Source organism: Paraburkholderia sp. GAS448 (assembly GCF_050435685.1).
Classification (GTDB): Bacteria; Pseudomonadota; Gammaproteobacteria; order Burkholderiales; family Burkholderiaceae; genus Paraburkholderia.
Map to the genome: position 1 here is coordinate 74090 of NZ_JBNDKT010000017.1, position 18175 is coordinate 92264.

General features: G+C 60.2%; 19 protein-coding genes and 1 pseudogene. 8 read left to right on the top strand and 12 right to left on the bottom strand.

What is annotated here, in order from left to right:
* Positions 1-26: 26 nt before the first annotated feature.
* From P3T23_RS27415 to P3T23_RS27440, 6 genes and pseudogenes are all read left to right on the top strand, one after another.
* Positions 27-1034: a dihydroxyacetone kinase subunit DhaK gene (locus tag P3T23_RS27415; protein ID WP_429319231.1), complete on the top strand. Its 1008-nt coding sequence runs from the start codon at positions 27-29 to the stop codon at positions 1032-1034.
* Positions 1031-1702, top strand: coding sequence for a dihydroxyacetone kinase subunit DhaL (gene dhaL / locus P3T23_RS27420; protein WP_429319232.1), 672 nt, complete (start codon positions 1031-1033; stop codon positions 1700-1702). Before P3T23_RS27415 ends, dhaL begins: the two co-directional genes overlap by 4 nt.
* Before the next feature lie 98 nt (positions 1703-1800).
* Positions 1801-3837 (top strand): transketolase, encoded by a 2037-nt coding sequence (tkt, locus tag P3T23_RS27425; RefSeq protein ID WP_429319233.1) that lies wholly within the window; start codon positions 1801-1803, stop codon positions 3835-3837.
* A gap of 220 nt (positions 3838-4057) precedes the next feature.
* Entirely contained in the window at positions 4058-5110 is a 1053-nt protein-coding gene (fba, locus tag P3T23_RS27430) for a class II fructose-bisphosphate aldolase (RefSeq protein WP_429319234.1), read from the top strand.
* Positions 5111-5152: 42 nt separating this feature from the next.
* Positions 5153-5308: pseudogene (locus P3T23_RS27435) on the top strand (glucose-6-phosphate dehydrogenase); the annotation flags it as partial.
* Positions 5309-5468: 160 nt separating this feature from the next.
* Complete coding sequence (locus P3T23_RS27440) at positions 5469-6494, top strand: class 1 fructose-bisphosphatase (RefSeq protein ID WP_429319325.1); 1026 nt, start codon at positions 5469-5471, stop codon at positions 6492-6494.
* Positions 6495-6752: 258 nt separating this feature from the next.
* Here P3T23_RS27440 and P3T23_RS27445 read toward each other — a convergent pair whose 3' ends face one another.
* The 8 genes from P3T23_RS27445 to P3T23_RS27480 all read right to left on the bottom strand — a co-directional run bounded on the left by P3T23_RS27445 (position 6753) and on the right by P3T23_RS27480 (position 14085).
* Positions 6753-7133, bottom strand: coding sequence for a copper resistance CopC family protein (locus P3T23_RS27445; RefSeq protein WP_429319235.1), 381 nt, complete (start codon positions 7131-7133; stop codon positions 6753-6755).
* A gap of 14 nt (positions 7134-7147) precedes the next feature.
* Positions 7148-8044, bottom strand: coding sequence for a hypothetical protein (locus P3T23_RS27450; protein WP_429319236.1), 897 nt, complete (start codon positions 8042-8044; stop codon positions 7148-7150).
* Between the two features lie 107 nt (positions 8045-8151).
* Entirely contained in the window at positions 8152-8532 is a 381-nt protein-coding gene (locus tag P3T23_RS27455) for a DUF2946 domain-containing protein (protein ID WP_429319237.1), read from the bottom strand.
* Between the two features lie 380 nt (positions 8533-8912).
* A complete protein-coding gene (locus P3T23_RS27460) occupies positions 8913-9914 on the bottom strand; it encodes a transketolase family protein (protein ID WP_429319238.1) in 1002 nt (333 codons plus the stop codon).
* Entirely contained in the window at positions 9911-10777 is an 867-nt protein-coding gene (locus P3T23_RS27465; protein WP_429319239.1) for a transketolase, read from the bottom strand. The genes P3T23_RS27460 and P3T23_RS27465 overlap by 4 nt, the downstream gene beginning before the upstream one ends.
* A gap of 39 nt (positions 10778-10816) precedes the next feature.
* Positions 10817-12145, bottom strand: coding sequence for an MFS transporter (locus tag P3T23_RS27470; RefSeq protein WP_429319240.1), 1329 nt, complete (start codon positions 12143-12145; stop codon positions 10817-10819).
* Between the two features lie 81 nt (positions 12146-12226).
* Positions 12227-12976, bottom strand: a complete 750-nt coding sequence (locus tag P3T23_RS27475) for an SDR family NAD(P)-dependent oxidoreductase (RefSeq protein WP_429319241.1) — start codon at positions 12974-12976, stop codon at positions 12227-12229.
* A gap of 209 nt (positions 12977-13185) precedes the next feature.
* A complete protein-coding gene (locus P3T23_RS27480; protein ID WP_429319242.1) occupies positions 13186-14085 on the bottom strand; it encodes a LysR substrate-binding domain-containing protein in 900 nt (299 codons plus the stop codon).
* Positions 14086-14278: 193 nt separating this feature from the next.
* Between P3T23_RS27480 and P3T23_RS27485 the strand changes: the two genes are divergently transcribed.
* Positions 14279-14434: a hypothetical protein gene (locus P3T23_RS27485; RefSeq protein ID WP_429319243.1), complete on the top strand. Its 156-nt coding sequence runs from the start codon at positions 14279-14281 to the stop codon at positions 14432-14434.
* 75 nt (positions 14435-14509) lie between these two features.
* Positions 14510-14932: an ACT domain-containing protein gene (locus P3T23_RS27490; protein WP_429319244.1), complete on the top strand. Its 423-nt coding sequence runs from the start codon at positions 14510-14512 to the stop codon at positions 14930-14932.
* 360 nt (positions 14933-15292) lie between these two features.
* On the opposite strand, the gene P3T23_RS27495 is transcribed toward P3T23_RS27490, so the two are convergent.
* The 4 genes from P3T23_RS27495 to P3T23_RS27510 all read right to left on the bottom strand — a co-directional run bounded on the left by P3T23_RS27495 (position 15293) and on the right by P3T23_RS27510 (position 18113).
* Entirely contained in the window at positions 15293-16852 is a 1560-nt protein-coding gene (locus P3T23_RS27495; RefSeq protein WP_429319245.1) for an intermembrane transport protein PqiB, read from the bottom strand.
* Positions 16853-17068, bottom strand: a complete 216-nt coding sequence (locus P3T23_RS27500; protein WP_429319246.1) for a hypothetical protein — start codon at positions 17066-17068, stop codon at positions 16853-16855.
* Between the two features lie 30 nt (positions 17069-17098).
* Complete coding sequence (locus P3T23_RS27505; protein ID WP_429319247.1) at positions 17099-17320, bottom strand: hypothetical protein; 222 nt, start codon at positions 17318-17320, stop codon at positions 17099-17101.
* Between the two features lie 130 nt (positions 17321-17450).
* Complete coding sequence (locus tag P3T23_RS27510; protein WP_429319248.1) at positions 17451-18113, bottom strand: DUF3313 domain-containing protein; 663 nt, start codon at positions 18111-18113, stop codon at positions 17451-17453.
* Positions 18114-18175 lie beyond the last annotated feature (62 nt).

The window sequence follows — 18175 nt, forward strand, 5'->3', positions numbered from 1 at the left end:
CCATACTCAAGGTGTAAAGGAACGGTATGAATCGCGTCATTAACAATCCTGATCTCGTTGTCGAGGACATGCTCCGCGGCATCCTCGCGGCACACCCGGAGCTGCGCGCCGCACCGGAGAATCCTCGCGTTGTATCGCATGCCCACGCTCGCCAGAAGGGCCGTGTGGGTATTGTGACCGGAGGGGGATCGGGACACGAACCGGCTTTCATCGGCTATGTCGGGCGCAATCTCGTGGACGCCGTGGCCGTCGGCGAAATCTTCTCGTCGCCGACTGCAAAATCATTCTTTGAAGCTTTCAAGGCGGCCGATAGTGGCGCAGGCGTAGCGTGCCTTTACGGCAACTACGCAGGCGACAATATGAACGTGAAGATGGCAATCAAGCTGGCCGAACGCGAAGGCATTCGCGTGCGCACGGTCGTCGCCAACGATGATGCCGCATCGGCGCCCAAAGACGAGATCGACAAGCGGCGCGGCGTTGCTGGTGAAATCGTGATGTGGAAGGTCGGAGGTGCCCGGGCGGCCCAGGGCGCCACGCTCGATGAAGTGATCGCCGCTGCGCGCAAGGCCGTGGATTCGACCCGCTCGATCGGTGTCGGCTTGTCCGCCTGTACGATCCCAGCGGTCGGCAAGCCCAACTTCGTCATCAAGGACGGCGAAATGGAAGTTGGCATCGGCCATCATGGCGAACCCGGTATCCTGGTCCAGCCCATAATTTCCGCGAGAGACATGGCGAGAATGATGCTCGACAAGCTGTTGCCGGATGTGCCTTTTTCCAGCGGCGACAAGGTGTCGGTGCTGCTGTCCGGTCTCGGTGCGACGCCGCTGATGGAGCAATACATCCTGTATGGCGAGGTCGCCGATTATCTGCGCGAAGCGGGAATCGAGATCCAGTTCTCGTTTGTCGGCAATCTTTTTACGTCCCTGGAAATGATGGGGGTAACGCTGACATTGACGAAACTCGACGACGAACTGCGCGCCTGCCTCGCGCATCCGTGTCAAAGCATCGGACTCAATGTGGGAGACGCACGATGACTGAAATCGTTAAATTGGCCGACGCTGGTGGGGTTGTCGTCGATCTTGTTCGTACCATCAATGCGAATCGCCAGTATCTGAGCGAAGTCGACGGCGCGATTGGTGACGGCGATCATGGCATCAACATGAGCAAGGGCTTCACCCAGTGTGGGGAACATCTTGCGACACGCGGAGCAGTACCGTCGCTATCGGTGGCCCTGGGCGATCTGTCCATGGCGCTCATGGAAGGCATCGGTGGTTCGATGGGGCCGCTCTACGGGACTTTCTTTCTCAGTATGAGCGATACGTTTGCAGACCACGCCGAGCTCGACAAATCCCTTTTCTATCAGGCGCTCGCTGCCGGCATCTCTTCTGTGCAGGAGATCGGTGATGCAAAGGTCGGCGACAAGACACTGATCGACACGCTTGTTCCCGCGCGTATGGCGTATGGGACAGCGCTGGAAGAGGGCAAGAGTTTCCGGGAGTGTATCCAGGCGATGGTAGTTGCCGCGGAAACCGGGATGAATTCGACGCGCGACCTGCGGGCCCGAATCGGACGGGCAGCCCGGCTGGGCGACCGTTCGATTGGCGTCCTGGACGCTGGTGCATGTTCCTGCTTCCTGATCCTGCGCAGCATGGGCGAATCCATCACGCATCTGCTGGACAGCACGGCGGTGCCGGCTGCCTGACGTCGCAACCGTACCCGAAGACTGGATGCCGGAGCCCCGTCGAGAAAATGCGCGAGGCTTCAATATATTAATTTAGGTCTACGAAAAAATGGTGATTCATGGTTCACGCTAATCCGACCCGGGCAGAACTCGCCAACGCAGTGCGGTTTCTGGCTATCGATGCCGTTCAGGCCGCGAATTCGGGACATCCCGGCATGCCGATGGGGATGGCGGATATCGCCGAAGTATTGTGGCGCAAGTACCTGAAGCATGATCCGGCAGTTCCGGATTGGGTCAACCGGGATCGATTTGTGCTATCAAACGGTCACGGTTCGATGCTGCTGTATGCCGCGCTGCATTTGAGCGGCTACGGTCTGTCGATCGACGATCTGAAGGCATTCCGGAGATGGCAGTCGATCACGCCCGGGCACCCGGAACGCGGCTTGACACCGGGTGTCGAGACGACCACTGGCCCGTTAGGACAGGGTCTTGCCAACGCCGTCGGTATGGCGCTGGCTGAACGGTTGTTGGCCGCCGAATTCAACGAACCGGGATTCGATATCGTCGATCACCACACGTATGTGTTTCTCGGTGACGGCTGCCTCATGGAGGGCGTCTCGCATGAAGTATGCTCGCTCGCCGGCACATGGCATCTCGGCAAACTGATCGCGTTTTATGACGACAACGGCATTTCGATCGATGGCCAAGTCGAGGGCTGGTTCACCGACCAGACTCCGATGCGCTTCCGCGCGTATGGCTGGCATGTCGTCGAGGGTGTCGACGGCCATGATCCGCTGTCGATCGAGCGCGCGATTGAGGCAGGGCGTGCGGAACGTGAGCGGCCGACCTTGATATGCTGCAAGACGGTAATCGGACATGGGTCGCCCAATCGGGCCGGCACTCACGACGTGCATGGCGCTCCGCTTGGCACCGCTGAAATCGCGGCCACCCGAGAGCATCTTGGCTGGAATCACGCGCCATTCGATATTCCCGCAGCGATTCGCAACGCATGGGATGCACGAGCAGTGGGGCGTGAACGCAACATGGCCTGGCGCACGCTGTTCGAAGCCTATCGTACCCACTTTCCGGAAAAGGCCGGCTACTTCGAATCCCGCATGCACGGCAGTCGCCTCGAGCGCTCAGCTGACGTGATCAAACGCCTGCTGGAGGGCGGTGACTGGTTCGAGCAGAAGATGGCAACCCGCAAGGCGTCGCAGCGATGCCTTGATCTGCTGGTTGGTCGATTGCCTGAACTTCTGGGCGGCTCGGCAGACCTGGCGCCGTCGAATCTCACCATGGTGCCGGCTTCCCGCGCGCTCATACCCGACAGCGCGAACGGAGCAGCAAACTATATCCACTACGGCGTTCGCGAGTTCGGCATGGCAGCGATCATGAACGGCGCCGCGCTTCATGGCGGTTTTCTTCCATATGGCGGGACCTTCCTGGTGTTTTCCGACTACGCGAAGAATGCGCTCCGTATGGCGGCGCTGATGCATTTGCAATGTATCTACGTCTTCACCCACGATTCGATTGGTCTCGGCGAGGATGGGCCTACCCATCAGCCGGTCGAGCACGCGGCGATGCTGCGCCAGATTCCGGGGATGAGCGTATGGCGGCCGGCGGACACGGTCGAAACAGCATTTGCATGGGCGGCAGCACTGGAGACAACTGACGCGCCCACCGCGCTGCTGCTTTCGCGCCAGAATTTGCCACCGCTTTCTCGCAGCGCGCAGGCGAAGGCACAAATCCGGCAAGGCGGCTATGTGTTGTCGGAGGCCGTTGGCGGAGCACCGGACATCGTTCTGATCGCGACGGGTTCCGAAGTGGAACTCGCGCTCAAGGCGCAGACTGCGCTCGCCGAGCAGGGCATTGCCACACGGGTCGTATCGATGCCATCGACCACGACCTTTGATAGCCAACCGCTTGCGTACCAGCTTTCCGTTCTGCCGCCAAGAATCCGGCGCGTTGCAATTGAAGCGGCCGCTGGCGATTTCTGGCGGAAGTACGTCGGCTTGAGTGGCGCTGTGATCGGGTTGTCGCACTTTGGCGAATCGGCTCCAGCCGAGACGTTGTACGAAGAGTTCGGTATTACCGTGGGCGCGATCGTGGACGCGGTTAATCGCACACTCGAGATGGAAGCGGGGATCGTTGATTAGATGTATCGAGGCCTTGAGCCTGCTGATTTACCCAACCTGATCAAGGTGTCCAGACACTGTGAGGACGCGGCAGCGCGTCCTCCAGTTCCGTCTTTTTTGCGCCACCGCTTCGCGCCCGAAAGTGCCGTAACGGTCGACAACGCCAGAACGATGTCGTGATCGTTTGCGATATCAATTTAACGACGTTCGCCGCACGGCGACATTACTTCATGGAAATGACATGGCGCTGATTTCATTGCGGCAGTTGCTGGACCATGCGGCAGAGCACGCGTATGGCGTGCCGGCATTTAACGTCAATAACCTCGAGCAGGTTCAGGCGATCATGCAGGCGGCCGCTGACTGCGATAGTCCGGTCATCATGCAGGCTTCCGCTGGCGCGCGGAAATACGCAGGCGAAGCGTTTCTGCGGCACCTCGTAGAAGCGGCGATCGAGACTTATCCCGACATCCCGGTCGTGATGCATCAGGACCATGGGGCGTCGCCGGCTGTCTGCCAGGCCGCGATCCGCAGCGGTTTCAGCAGCGTGATGATGGACGGTTCACTCATGCCGGATATGAAAACCGTTGCGACCTACGACTACAACGTCGAGGTGACGCGGAACGTGGTGGATAGGGCGCATGTCGTCGGGGTGTCAGTCGAGGGTGAGCTCGGATGTCTGGGTTCGCTCGAATCGGGAAGGGCAGGGGAGGAGGACGGCTCGGGTGCCGAAGGCGTGCTGACCCACGACATGCTGCTGACCGACCCCGAGCAGGCCGCCGACTTCGTGCAACGTACTGGAGTCGACGCGTTGGCAATTGCTATTGGTACGTCTCACGGCGCCTACAAATTCTCCCGCAAACCGTCGGGCGATATTCTCGCGATCGACAGGATCAGGGAAATTCATCGCCGTCTGCCCAATACCCATCTGGTCATGCACGGATCGAGTTCCGTGCCTCAGGAATGGCTTGAGATCATCCGCGAGTTCGGCGGTGAAATCCGGGAAACGTACGGTGTGCCGGTGGAAGAGATCTGCGAGGGCATTCGCCATGGAGTACGCAAGGTCAACATCGATACGGATATCCGCCTCGCGATGACCGGTGCAATTCGACGCTCACTCGCACAGTGTCCTTCAGAGTTCGACGTTCGACGATTCCTCACGGACGCACTCGGCGCGGCCCGGGAACTGTGCCGTTCCCGCTTCGAGGCATTCGGCAGTGCCGGGCAGGCGCACAAGATCAAGCCGGTAGCGCTGTCGGCGATGGCAGGGCGCTATGACCACGCGCATCGCGGGTAATGGATTTCGCTGCCATGGACGCTTGATGCGTCTAACCGACCCATGAATCAGATCACGCATATCTTCTACCTTGCCACTGCGTCGGAACTGTTTATTCCGATATGCACCGAACTGAACCGGGCAGAGCTGGTTTCTGCCACTTCGAAGGTCGTTCTCGAAAAGCCGTTAGGCCATGATCTGCTCTCCGCGCAAGCGCTGGTCCCGATGCAGCCCTCGCACTGGTTGGGCAAGGTAGCGTCGCTCCATGCGATGCGTGATATTCCATCGCTGCTGTATGCATGTCGACGGAGCCTCCCCAGCGCGTTGATTCCAACCGATCGCCAGACAGTTTCTGCCAAGCGGACCCAACATGAACCACATAGCTACCACTGAGCACATTGCGCTTTCCTTGTTTCTCACGAACGCCGCACATGAGGAACGAATCCCGGTGGGACTGATTGCACTAATCGAGGCCGTTGCCGATGCCTGTTCATCGATCGCAACGGCGGTGGAGCGAGGCGTCTTCGACGGTGCATCCGGAAATGCCCATTCCGATAACGTTCATGGTGAGGCGCAAAAGAAACTCGACGTCGTGTCGAACGACATCATGATCGGTGCGGTCGAGTCGGTTAGCTGTCTCCGCGGACTGGCGTCGGAAGAGCTCGAGTCGGTTCAGGTAACCGGGCGTGAGCATTCCGCGGATACCCCAGGCTATCTGCTCCTTTTTGATCCGCTCGATGGATCCTCCAATCTTGAGATCAACGGCATTGTCGGAAGTATCTTTTCCGTGCTGGCTACTCCAGCGTCTGGCGCCCCAATCGACGAGAGGCATTTTCTGCAGCCGGGCGTCAAGCAGGTCTGCGCGGGGTATGCGATCTACGGTGCGACGACGATGTTCGTGCTGACCACGGGGCACGGCGTCGACGGGTTCACGTTCGATGGGGAGTCGGCATCATTCGTGCTGACTCATCCACAGCTCCAGATTCCCGAGAATACCTGCGAATTCGCGATCAACATGTCCAACGAGCGCTACTGGGAAGCACCTGTGCGCCGTTATGTCCGTGAGTGTGTCGCGGGCGCGTCGGGGCCACGGCAGACGAATTTCAACATGCGATGGATTGCATCCATGGTCGCGGAGGTGCATCGAATCCTGATGCGCGGGGGCGTTTTCCTCTATCCGCGAGACACCAGGAATCCTCAGCTTGCTGGGCGGCTGCGGCTGACCTATGAGGCCAATCCGATGTCGTTCATTGTCGAACAGGCCGGCGGGATGAGCACGACGGGCGAGACCCCGATCATGGAAATCAAGCCGGCTCATGTCCATCAGCGCGTTCCCGTCATCCTCGGGTCAAGGCGTGAAGTGGAGCGGCTGCTTCGATACCACGACGAGGCCGCGGCCGCTTGAGCCTGCGTTTTGGGCGAGACGCCATTGCGCGGCGGTTTGAGTACCGTTGTTGACATTACGTCAGATGCGACGTTGCCGTTCCCGGCACCGCACGACATTGGATGGCTGTTCGAATCTCGTGCCTGATCATGCGCCTGCAACAAGATCCTGTTTATTGAGGATGGCAGATTAAAGCTGGAGGGTCCCCACGGCCAGTGGGTGATGCTTCCTGCACACATGGTTTTCATTCCGCATAGCCGGCCCTATCGCATCTGCATGCTATTTCACGTCGAACGCGTAATCACCGTGAGTGCGATGCCCGTCGGAGGCGACCGCCACCCAATGCACGGTGTAGCGCCCGGCTCCCAGAGCCGGTAACGGGACGGAAACCACAGCCGGCTGATGTTCATCGACCGTGGATTTAGCGGTGTTGACCTGCTTTCCGGTTGAGTCGGTGACGGTGAGCGTCGTAAATGCAGGCTCCAGTGGCCCGTCGAATGTGATCTTCACCTGGGCGGGCGTCGCGACCGTCGCGCCGGCTCCCGGCTCCTGTTTCTGCGGAAACACATGCGCGAACGCAGCGCCGGCGAAGGCGAGTCCGGCAACCAGCAACGGCCATTTCGCCAATGCATGCCGCCCGCCACTTCCGTGCTTTTTCATCGTCTTCTCCCTCATCACTGGAATAGCGGTTTGCCGATCGTCGTTGGTGCGATGTCATCGAAGAAAATATGGGCCTGCACCAGAATGCCCACGTGTGAACCGCTCGCGTGGTTAATCGGGATTTGAGCTTCGACGCCAAACTGACCGTAGCGGTTGATCCAGATGAAGCCGGGGTTGACCGTACCGGTTGTCTGTCCCTGGCTTCTCGACAGCGGAATCTCGACGATGGGGATGAGGTTCGACAGCGGCTGCGGCAAACCGAGGTCATGCACGTGCTGCTGCAGATACGGCAAGCTGTACTGGACTGTGAAGCCATAGTTGAACGCGTTGGGTTGTCCCGCCCCAGTGGTCAAAGCCGGGGCGGCTTCACCCGTGATCGCGATCGGGCGCAGATAAGCCAGCGAATCCGGCAGGTCGCCCATGCCCTTGCCGGCGAAGATCGTCGGTGAGATGGTCGAAAAGCTGTTGGCGATTGCCTGGCTTCCCGTCCCGCCGAGCTGGGCATTGACGCCGACGGAGGTCATGAACTCGTGCGCGTCGTTGACGTACAGCAGATACTTCAGGCCGACGCCGAAGTTGTCGAAGCCGCGGGCCGTCGGGTTGTTTTGCATCACATAGGCGCCGGTGACCGAGAAAGCCAGCCTTGGTGTGATCAGTTTGTCGTACTCGAAGCTAAAGGTGTTAATGCTTTGATCGCCGTTGTCACCGGTAATGCGCTGATGGCCATATAGGAAGTTGGCTTCGTCACCTACGCCGGGATCGTCGACGGCCATGGTCGCCGGAAAAACACGGTCACCCGCAATCGCGTGAGCGCTGGCGAGCGAGGGTGTGAAGAGAAGAGCGCTTGCGGCGGCCGAAATGAGTGATGCCGCGAGCAGCGGTTTCCCTAAGCCCGTTGAAATGTTGTGCATGATTCATCCTTTGTGAATGGTCGCGTTGCTGTAGTCACGCGTCGGCCAGAAGACGCGCGACGACGCAGCGATGCAATGGCGCACGCGTCGCTGCCTTGTTGACTCAGTCAGGATGAAAGCGGAGGAGCACGCGGCTGTGCCGCGGTAAAAAGAAAGACGTGCCGGACTTCCGGCAGCTGGAGAGCTGCTGCACGCTGTGTCGCCCGGGCAACCGGCACAAGATTGGACTTCCCGCTCGGCAACACGGGCATGTGCGCAAGCAGGCCACAATACGCGCACGCTTGCCAGTGGAGTGCAGGCTGGTGGTCGGGCGCTTGCTCAGTTGCTCCATCGTCCGGTGTTGCGTGCGCAGAGCAATAGGTGGCCAGCAGCCGGTCAACGCGTTCGTGCCCTGCCAGGACGTGCGACACCGTTGGCGCGAGCGTGGCCATCAGGATTGCAAGCAATCCCAGAATGCTGCCGAGCTTTCGGTGGAACAGGCTAACCATGACCGTGACGGAGTTGCGGCGTGGCGTCAATATTGCGGCGAATTATGCCACGCACCTTCGACAGTTCCTATGGGGAGACGCCCCACGAAGGCGTGGGAGGGACCCGATATGCCTTTTCGTTGAGGCGTCCGGTCATTTGAGCGGCGGATTCAGGCCATTCCCGGAGGGTCGGCTTCACTGCCCTGCGGCAGTTGGCTCGGGGGCCGAAAACGGCCTTTCGCGAGCGACTGCTTTCCCGAAAGCTGAGTGACAGGGTCGATCGGACATTGCATAGACATCACGCAATGTCCGCTTGCGGGCCATACCCAGACGATGCAACCCCGTGACGACAACGTCATCCCTCGCTCTTCCGCCCAGGCCGTGCGATTAGACACACCAGCTCAAGACAGCCAACCCTTGATTGCTTCGGACATCGTCGAGGTCGAGATGCCATAGCGATCGTGAAGTGTCGGCAGCGCGCCGGCGTCGAGGAACGCATCGGGAAGTCCCACTTGCCGGAACGGACAGGACACACCAGCGCGCATCAGTTCCGCAGCAATCGCTTCTCCCAGGCCGCCGATTACCGTGTGGTTCTCTGCGACGACGACGAGGCGTCCAGAACGTTTTGCTTCACGGACGATAGTCTCGGTATCGAGCGGCTTGATCGTCGGCACGTGCAGCACCCCAACGCCGATGCGATCTTTTTCAAGCGCTTTTGCTACTTCGAGCGCACGCATCGTCATGATGCCCGACGAGATCACCAGCACTTCGGCGCCATCGCGCAGCATTTTGGCCTTGCCGAGTTCGAAGGTGTAATCGTACTCGTCCAGCACGGCGGGGACATTGCCGCGCAACAGCCGGGCATAGACCGGCCCCCGGTGCGCCGCGATCGCGGGCACCATCTGCTCGATGTCGAGCGCATCGCATGGATCGATGACCGTCATGTTCGGCATGGCACGCATCAAGGCAAGGTCCTCCGCCGCCTGGTGGCTCGGACCGTAGCCTGTCGTGAGGCCTGGCAATGCGCAGACGATCTTCACGTCGAGGTTGTCCTCTGCGATCGTTTGATGCATGAAGTCGTACGCCCGGCGGGTGGCGAAGACAGCATACGTCGTGACGAACGGCTGCGCGCCTTCATGAGCAAATCCCGCAGCAGCGCCCATCAGCAACTGCTCCGCCATGCCCATCTGATAGTAACGCTCAGGGAATTCCTTGCCGAAGATGTGCAGATCCGTATATTTCCCAAGATCGGCCGTCATGCCGATCACATTCGTCTTCTGCCGCGCCAGTTGCACGAGGGCGTGACCGAAAGGGGCTGACCGCGTAACCTGGCCTTCACCGGCTATCGAAGCAATCATTGCCGAGGTCTTCAGGCGCGGTTTGTTCATCGTCGCGTTGCTCATGCTTGTCTCCCTGCTTCGAGTGCCTGAAGCGCCAGCTGCCACTCATGTGCATCGACGCGGATAAAGTGGTTCTTCTCGCGCTGTTCGAGGAACGGCACGCCGCAACCCATGCGCGTGTCGCATACGATCATGCGAGGCTGCGCGTCGCGATGCGAGCGGGCCGCATCGAACGCTGCAGCGACGGCGTCAATGTCGTTTCCGTCCACGCGTTGCGTGAACCATCCGAAAGCTTCCAGCTTTTCGACGAGCGGCTCGAAGGCCATGATCTGCGTGGAGGGGCCGTCGGCCTGCTGGTTGTTCACGTCGACAATGGCGATCAGGTTGTCGAGCTTCCAGTGGCTTGCCGACATGATGCCTTCCCAGATCGCGCCTTCGTCCAGCTCGCCATCGGAGAAGAGCGTGTACACGAACGCATCCGATCCTTTGCGTTTGAGTCCCAGACAGCGGCCGACCGCGATGGTCAAACCTTGCCCGAGCGAGCCGCCGGACATCTCCATGCCGGGGGTGTAACTGGCCATGCCGGACATGGGCAGGCGGCTATCATCGCTGCCGTAGGTTTCGAGTTCTTCGGCCGGCAGAATGCCCGCCTCGAGAAGCGCCGCATACAGCGCAATCGCGTAGTGACCATTGGAGAGCAGGAAACGGTCACGGCCTTCCCACCTGGGGTCTTCCGGGCGATATCGCATTGCGCCGAAGTAGGCGACAGCCAGGACGTCGGCAATGTCGAGCGCCTGCCCGATATAGCCTTGCCCCTGAACTTCGCCCATCAGAAGGGCGTTTCTCCGGATACGGTAAGCGTGTTCGGCAAGTGACACCGTGGACGCGGTTGACCTGGTTGATGGACTGTTTGATGGACTGTTCATGTCGTCTCCTGTGATCAGTCGGTGTGATTGGAAAGCGATTCAGCGGTTGACGGACTTTGCCGGCACCAGAAACACAAGGAAGGCGCCCAGTGTCACTGCCACGGAAATAAAGACCAGCCCGGCTGTCGACCTGCCCGTGAGGTCGTTCAGCCAGCCCACGATCGCTGGGGAGAAGAAGCCCGCGAGGTTCGCGAAGCAGTTCACGGCGGCAATCCCGGCGGCGGCAGACATGCCACCCAGCAAAGCGGTAGGCAACGACCAGAACTGTGACGAGGATGCGAGGATGCCTGCCGCGGCAATGCTCAGACAGATGATCGAGGCGGTCACACTACCCAGCACAGGCAGAGTGGCGAAACCTGCGGCAGCCACTAGCATCGGGATCGCCAGGTGGAAGCGGCGCTCGCGACTGCGGTCCGCGCTCATGCCGACCAGCGGAAGCGCCGCGATCGCGCACAGATACGGAATGGCGGTGAATACCCCCACCCACAATGGATCGGCGACGCCTGACTTGCGAATGAGCGTTGGAAGCCAGAAAGTCAGTCCGTACTGGCCGAGCACGACACAGAAGTAGATCGACGCCATCAGCCACAACCGGCGGTCGCCGATGAATTCCTTGACCGACAGGTGCGCAGTCTTGTGCGCGTCATCTCCGGCGACATTGCGTGCGAGCAGCGCCTTTTCGGTGTCCGTGAGCCACTTCGCTCTGGCAATGCCATCGTCCAGGTACAGCAGGATCGCGACGCCGAGCACCAGCGACGGCACTGCTTCGAGCAGGAAGAGCCATTTCCAGCCTGCCATTGCCATCACGCCATGAAGCGAGTGCAGGATCGCGCCCGACAATGGGCCGCCGATGATGCCGGCCAGCGGGATTGCCATGAAGAAGAGCGACAATGCCTTGGCCCGTCGCGCCGACGGAAACCAGTACGTCAGATATAAGATGACGCCGGGCGCAAAGCCAGCCTCCGCCACGCCGAGAAGAAAACGCAGTACGTAAAATGCAGTGGGGGACTTGACGAAAACGAAGCTCGCGGAGATGACCGCCCACGTGAGCATGATCCGCGCAAGCCATCGGCGCGCACCCACACGGTGAAGGATAAGGTTGCTCGGCACTTCAAAGAGGAAATAGCCGAGAAAGAAAATGCCAGCACCCATGCCATAGACGGTTTCGCTGAAGTGCAGGTCGTTGAGCATCTGCAGCTTGGCGAAGCCGACATTCACGCGATCGAGGTAAGCACCGAGATAGCACAGCATCAGGAATGGGATCAGCCGGCGCCCGACTTTCGCGTAGGTCTTCGACTCGAAACTTTTCGAGTCGGCGCGCGGCAACACATCGCCCGTGCCGGGCGAAGCGGGGTACTTCGATTTCATGTCTGTCTCCTGCCATGGCCCCGGGTTCGCCCGGGTGCGTGGAATGCAACACCGCCCATGAGGCGGGCGCTGTCGTCAATATCAATGAATGAGCATTCCGCCGTTCACGTCGAGCGTGATGCCCGTGAGATACGCGGATAGATCGCTCACGAGGAAGAGACACGCATTGGCAACGTCGACTGCGTCTCCGAGCCGGCTGAGCGGAATGCCCTTGATGATGTCTGCACGCATTTCCGGGGTGAGCTTGCCGCCGGTAATGTCGGTCTGGATCAGCCCCGGCGTGATCGAGTTGATGCGGATGTTGTCCGGACCGAACTCGCGGGCCATCGCCCGCGCGAGACCGAGAACACCCGCTTTCGCGGCGCTGTAATGCGGTCCGCCGAAAATGCCGCCGCCACGTTGCGCCGAGACCGACGACATGCAAACGATGCTGCCGCGCTTCTGTTCCTTCATCACCGGGATCACTGCCTGCGACATATACAGCGTGCCGCGCAGGTTGACGTCGACGATTGCGTCGAAGTTCTCGGCGGTGATGTCCAGGGTGCGCACAGGCTGCGTGATGCCTGCGTTGTTGATCAGGCCGTCGATCTGGCCGTATTTTTCGAGGGTCGCACGTGCGGCTGACAGACAGGCGGCCTTGTCGGTCACGTCGCAGGCGAGGCCGAGGTGACCTTCGCCAAGGTCGGCGGCAGCGCTTTTTGCGTCTTCCTCGCGCAGATCGAGGATCACCACGCGCGCGCCTTGTGCAGCCAGTGCTTTTGCGGTCGCCTTGCCAATACCGCGCGGCGATGCCGCACCCGTTACCATGACGACCTTGTTTTCGAGCAACATCTTTGTCTCCTGAGTGTTGAAGTGATGGCTCGAGTGTCTACTGTGCCCCCGGTCGGATCAACGCAGTACCGCTCAACTATGGTTGAGAAATTTTCAGGTGATGGGGGTGGGTCGATGCAATACGCGTGAAACGTTCCCCTGAAGCAGCGGTTGTGCTGTCATGCTTCGGCTCGCCTGCTGAAAAACCCTGGTGTCGATCTTCTCTGTGGCTACTGTGCCCTGCGATTTGCGCTACCGACTTCCCGCTCGATCCACGCGATGAACCGTGCGACACGCGGCAGATCGGCATTTTGCGGCGGGTACACCAGATGATGCGCCCCGACCTCGACAGCGTGCGTATCGTCAAATACCGGCACGAGCACCCCTTCCCTGATCCTGACAGAGGCGAGCATCAGGCTTTCGAGTGCGATACCCAGGCCGAGCGCCGCCGTTTCCAGCGACATATAAGAGCGGTCAAACGAAAAGTCGAAGCTCTTATGGGCCCCGGACACGCCGGTACGCCCGAACCACTGTTTCCACTGGACAAGCGGCGTCTCCGAATAGATCAGGCGGTGCTCAAGCAGGTCTTCGGGCGTCTTTACCGGATTGCTCGCCAGGTATTTAGGGGAGGCCAGCGGCGCGATGAACTCATTGCGCAGCGTCTTCACCTCCAGATCGCGCCAGTTGGCATAGCCGTGGCGCACATCGATGTCGTAGTAGCCGCTCGTGAACGATACGTCTTCATATGAACACGCTAGGTTCAGCTGGATATCCCCGTTTGCTTCCTGAAACGACGCGAGTCGCGGCAGCAGCCACATGAGCCCGAAGCTCGGACTCGAATGCACGCGGAGAATTTCAACGTCGGTACGGCTCGATGCACGCTCGGTCGCGCGGCTGAGATCCGCCAGCGACCCTGTCACGTCAGACAGATAACGCTCGCCCGTCGGTGTTAGCACGAGTCCCCTGCCGGAGCGGTAGAAGAGCGGCTGACCGATGATCGATTCGAGGTTGCTGATCTGATGGCTCACTGCCGATGCTGTCAGCCCCAGCTCTTCAGATGCACGGTTGACGCTCTTCGTCCGGGCAACGCTCTCGAAAGCGAGGATCGCCTTCAATGGTGGGATACGCATAGTGAAATTTTTTGCAGTTGCAATTGAATGAAACCGGCTTGTTCCGAGGCTACGGTCACTGCCATTCTGTCGACAAGCCGTGCAGCAACGAGCCTTGAAACGAGGCCGATGATGACGCGGCAGGCTGAGACGCCGTCAGGCTCCAGCCCACACACCTGAATTGCGCAGCGCAACAACTGCGTAGGAGACAGGAATGGATTATCCGACTTTCCTGCTGGAAGCACGATCGATCACGAAAGGCTTCGGGCCGACGAGCGTGCTCAAGGGCTTCGATCTTTCGATTGCTCCGTCGCCGAAGGCAGTTGCGTTGCAATCGCGCATGAAACCCGGCATTCCCGTGTGTCGCTGACGCTGCCGGCCTTGCTCGCAAACCGTTGGTGAACTAGATTTTGATTGGGACATGCATCAGGCGGGAGGGACTGCCATGGAACTGAGCATAGAACGCGTCGATGTTTGGGCGGCGACCATCGAGGACAAACCGGGCGGGCTTGCGCAAGTATTAAGCGCTTTGCGGGATGCTGGCGTTGACTTGCAGTTCGTCGTCGCACGTCGAACGCCGGAAGCTTCCGGAAAAGGGGTCGTGTTTGTCGCGCCGCTGCAGGGGGAGAGGGAGATCCGTGCCGCGACACAGGTGGGGTTTGCCGTCACACCGAGCCTTCACTCCGTCCGTGTTATGGGTCTGGACCAACTGGGGATCATCGCGCAATTGACCCAGATGTTGGCAGAGGGAGGGATCAACCTCCGCGGCGTTTCCGCTGCTGTACTTGGCACACAATTCATTGCCTATCTCGCGGTCGACTCGTCGGACGATGCCGAAAAGGCGGTGGACATTCTGCAGAGGGCTTGAAGGGCCCGCGCCGGGCCGCGCACTGGCCTGGTTTTCCTTCACCTGGATTTCGCCGCCCGACCCGCTGCCGCCGTTCGATCAGATGGCGTTTCGACGACGGCTTTCGAGGGACGGGGGGCGTTGTTGATCAGCGCCGCCCTTTGCACGTGGGAGTTCGCTCGTCCGGTAAGTGCGCTGACCTCGCTCTCGGCGCCCACCTGCCGTCAAGGTCAGTTTCCAACCCCGCAAGGAACGTCACAGGGGGATTGCGAAGCCGCTGAGGTATTGACGCGAGAACAACGGATGCGTTTCAGTCGAATGCGGCGGTCACGGACTGGTGGCGTGGCGCGCTCGGTGCCCGCGGGTCAGATTCGAAGTACTTCAGTGGTCCGCTGATTTTCCCCACATGAGAGATTCGGGATGCTGTTCCAGGTGATCCGAAAGTGCATGCAGGGTTGCAAGCGTCCGGCGCAATTCAGTCAACGCCTCGTGAATATCGGACTGCATCGGAGAGTCCTGCCGCAGCGTGGCGTTCGCAGCATTGAACGACTGCTCCGCAGCCGCGAGCGTTGTGCGTGCCTGTGGGGCCAGTTCCGTGTCGATTCGCCGGAACAGGGAATTGGCGTTCACGAGACTCTGGTTGAGGTTGATGGCGATCTCCTCGAAGGGGACACGGTCGAGCCGGTTCACTATGTCGGCGAGTTTGTCCTGAAGCTCCTCGAGTGTATTGGGCACGGTCGGCAGCTCGACCGGCGTGCGACGGGTGTCAATACTGGCCGCCGGCGCGTGCGGGAAAAAGTCCAGCGCCACATATCGCTGGCCGGTCAGGACGCTCCCCATGCGCAACTGCCCACGCAGACCTTGAGCAACCAGCTCATGCAGAAGCACCTTGCCGGCCTCGCTTGAGCCTTTTCCGAGTGCTTCCCTGTAACGTCGCCCGAGACGATAGGGGTACAGGTTGAGTGTCACAACCATATCAAAGCGAACACCTGTTGGATTGAAGTCGACGTCGATTGCGGTGACCTCGCCCAGTTCGACGCCATCGAAGTCGACCGGTGCGCCGACTGATAATCCGCGCACTGACCCGTCGAACCTCATACGCACAGATGCGGCAGGTCCATCGTCGGTACGGTGCATGGCCTCGGTCCTGCTTGCTGCAAGAGCGAACACGGTGCCGTCGGTGGCGCGGCGCTCGGGAACCGATGATTCAGGCAAGTCGAAAGCAACGCCTCCGGAGAGGAGCGTAGCGATGGACTGGGTGTCCAGATTAAATCCGCTGGAATCGAATCGCAGGTCGATTCCGCTCGCGTGCCACCACCGCGTGCCCGAAGTGACGTAACGGTCGTATGGTGTTTTCACGAACACATCGACGTCCACCGCGGCGCCACCTCTGGCTAACGAATAGTTGAGCACCTGCCCCACCTGTACGCGCCGAAAATAGATTGGCGAACCCACATTGAGCGATTCGAGGGAGTCGGCGTGCAGAACGAATCTCCCGCCGTTCTGGTCGCTGATAACCGAAGGCGGCGTCTCCAGACCGACAAACTCTCCGCATCTCGTGGAAAAGCGTCCAGCATCCACTGCGATGTATGGACCCGAGATGACCGTGGCCAGCCCGGAGACACCCGTCATGTCGACCCGGGGACGGACTACCCAGAATCGCGTCCCGCACATCGCGAACCGTTCGGCGGACGCCTCGAGTTGCACGACGGCGAGCACGCGTGTCCGGTCGTCCGACAGCCGCAGTCCTGCCAGCCTGCCTATTTCAACATCCTTGTAGCGCACGCGGGTTTTGCCGCTCTCGAGCCCTTCTGCGGTGACAAAGCTGACGGCGACCTCAGGACCCGATTGTGTGAGCAGAGAAGCGAGGAATGCAAGACAGATCAAGGCGGCAGCGAGAGGGATAAACCACATGGCTGACGTTGGCGGGCGAATTCGCATTTACAGTCTTCCGCAGGCCACGTCGCATACATCTCTCGCAAGCCGGCAAACTTGCAGGTAGCCCATACCCAGATAGCGCAGCAGGCGTGTCATCCAGCGCACGACGCCACCGTCGATCGAGTCCGGACGCGCGACGACCTCGTACTTCAGACTTTGCGGGCTGGAAGCCTTGGTCTGGCCTCGGGTATGCAGGCTTCTCTGATGCTGCGGGCGCATTGTCCGAACCTCTTGGAGAGACGTGCGGCGCTAGCGCGGAGCGGTGTGAACATCCGGATAGAGGCCCACGACTAGCGTGATATAGACAAGTGCGGCGAAGACCCCGGCCAGGGTACCGAACACGTCCCTTGCGGCTGTGCCGCGCATGAAATGGACCGGAATCCCCACCAGCAGGTATGCGACCGAGAACACGATGACGACCATCAAAGGCGGGGGCGCGAATGAGACGACGACGTCGGTAAATGCGTGCATGCACAGACCTCACAGTAGTCCGGAACAGCCGCCTTATCGCTGTGTCGAGTTCCGGAGACCGGTACGTTGCAACGGTTGTACTCCAGGCATCACCTTCGGGTCGCGCGCGATGCAACGGAAAGCAATCCCGTCAATGAAGCTGTGACACAAGGGCATCGGCTCCCTTGTCGAGGCCGGTCTTTGCGGCACTCAGGGAACTGAAGGCTGCCGGCAGGTTCATGGCGTTCGGATACTGCTTCGAAACGTATGCCTTCAGCAGTTGGCCACTGTCGCTGTCATAGACTTCCACGGCGTAGGAAACCGAGCCGCTGAATGCACCCTGGCCCCCGCGGATCGACTGCACACCGTTGTAGAGATTGCCCGCGAGGTCGAAATGCATGAACTGTCCGACAAGCGGGGTTGTCTTTTCGGCGCCGGTCAGCGTCAGCTTGACCCGCAGGGTGTTGGGGCCGGCATGCTTCGCAACGTCGAACCGTTTCGCCAGTTTCTTCGAGAACGTCTCTCCCATGTAATCGGCAAGCGCGGCCCGGTCGGCGTCCTTCATGGCGCCGAACTGGTTGTCGCTGCCCTGATACACGACGACCGGATCCAGCATGACCTGCGTGTATCGGGACCAGACCACGGGGGCGGCGTACTTGTAGGGCACCTTGCCCGAATCGTCATCCCGGTTCTGCTTCAGCTGCGACGACGATGAGATGTCCGTGTAGGCGACGGGCTGCACACCGGCGCACGCCGATAGGGTCAACACAGCTGCGGTGATGAAAAGACGCGGGACGAGTTTGTTCGTGAACATTTTGTGTTCCTTGAAAGGCAAATTGAGTGCCGGGCGGCGTCCAGTTCAGTCGAGAACCAATG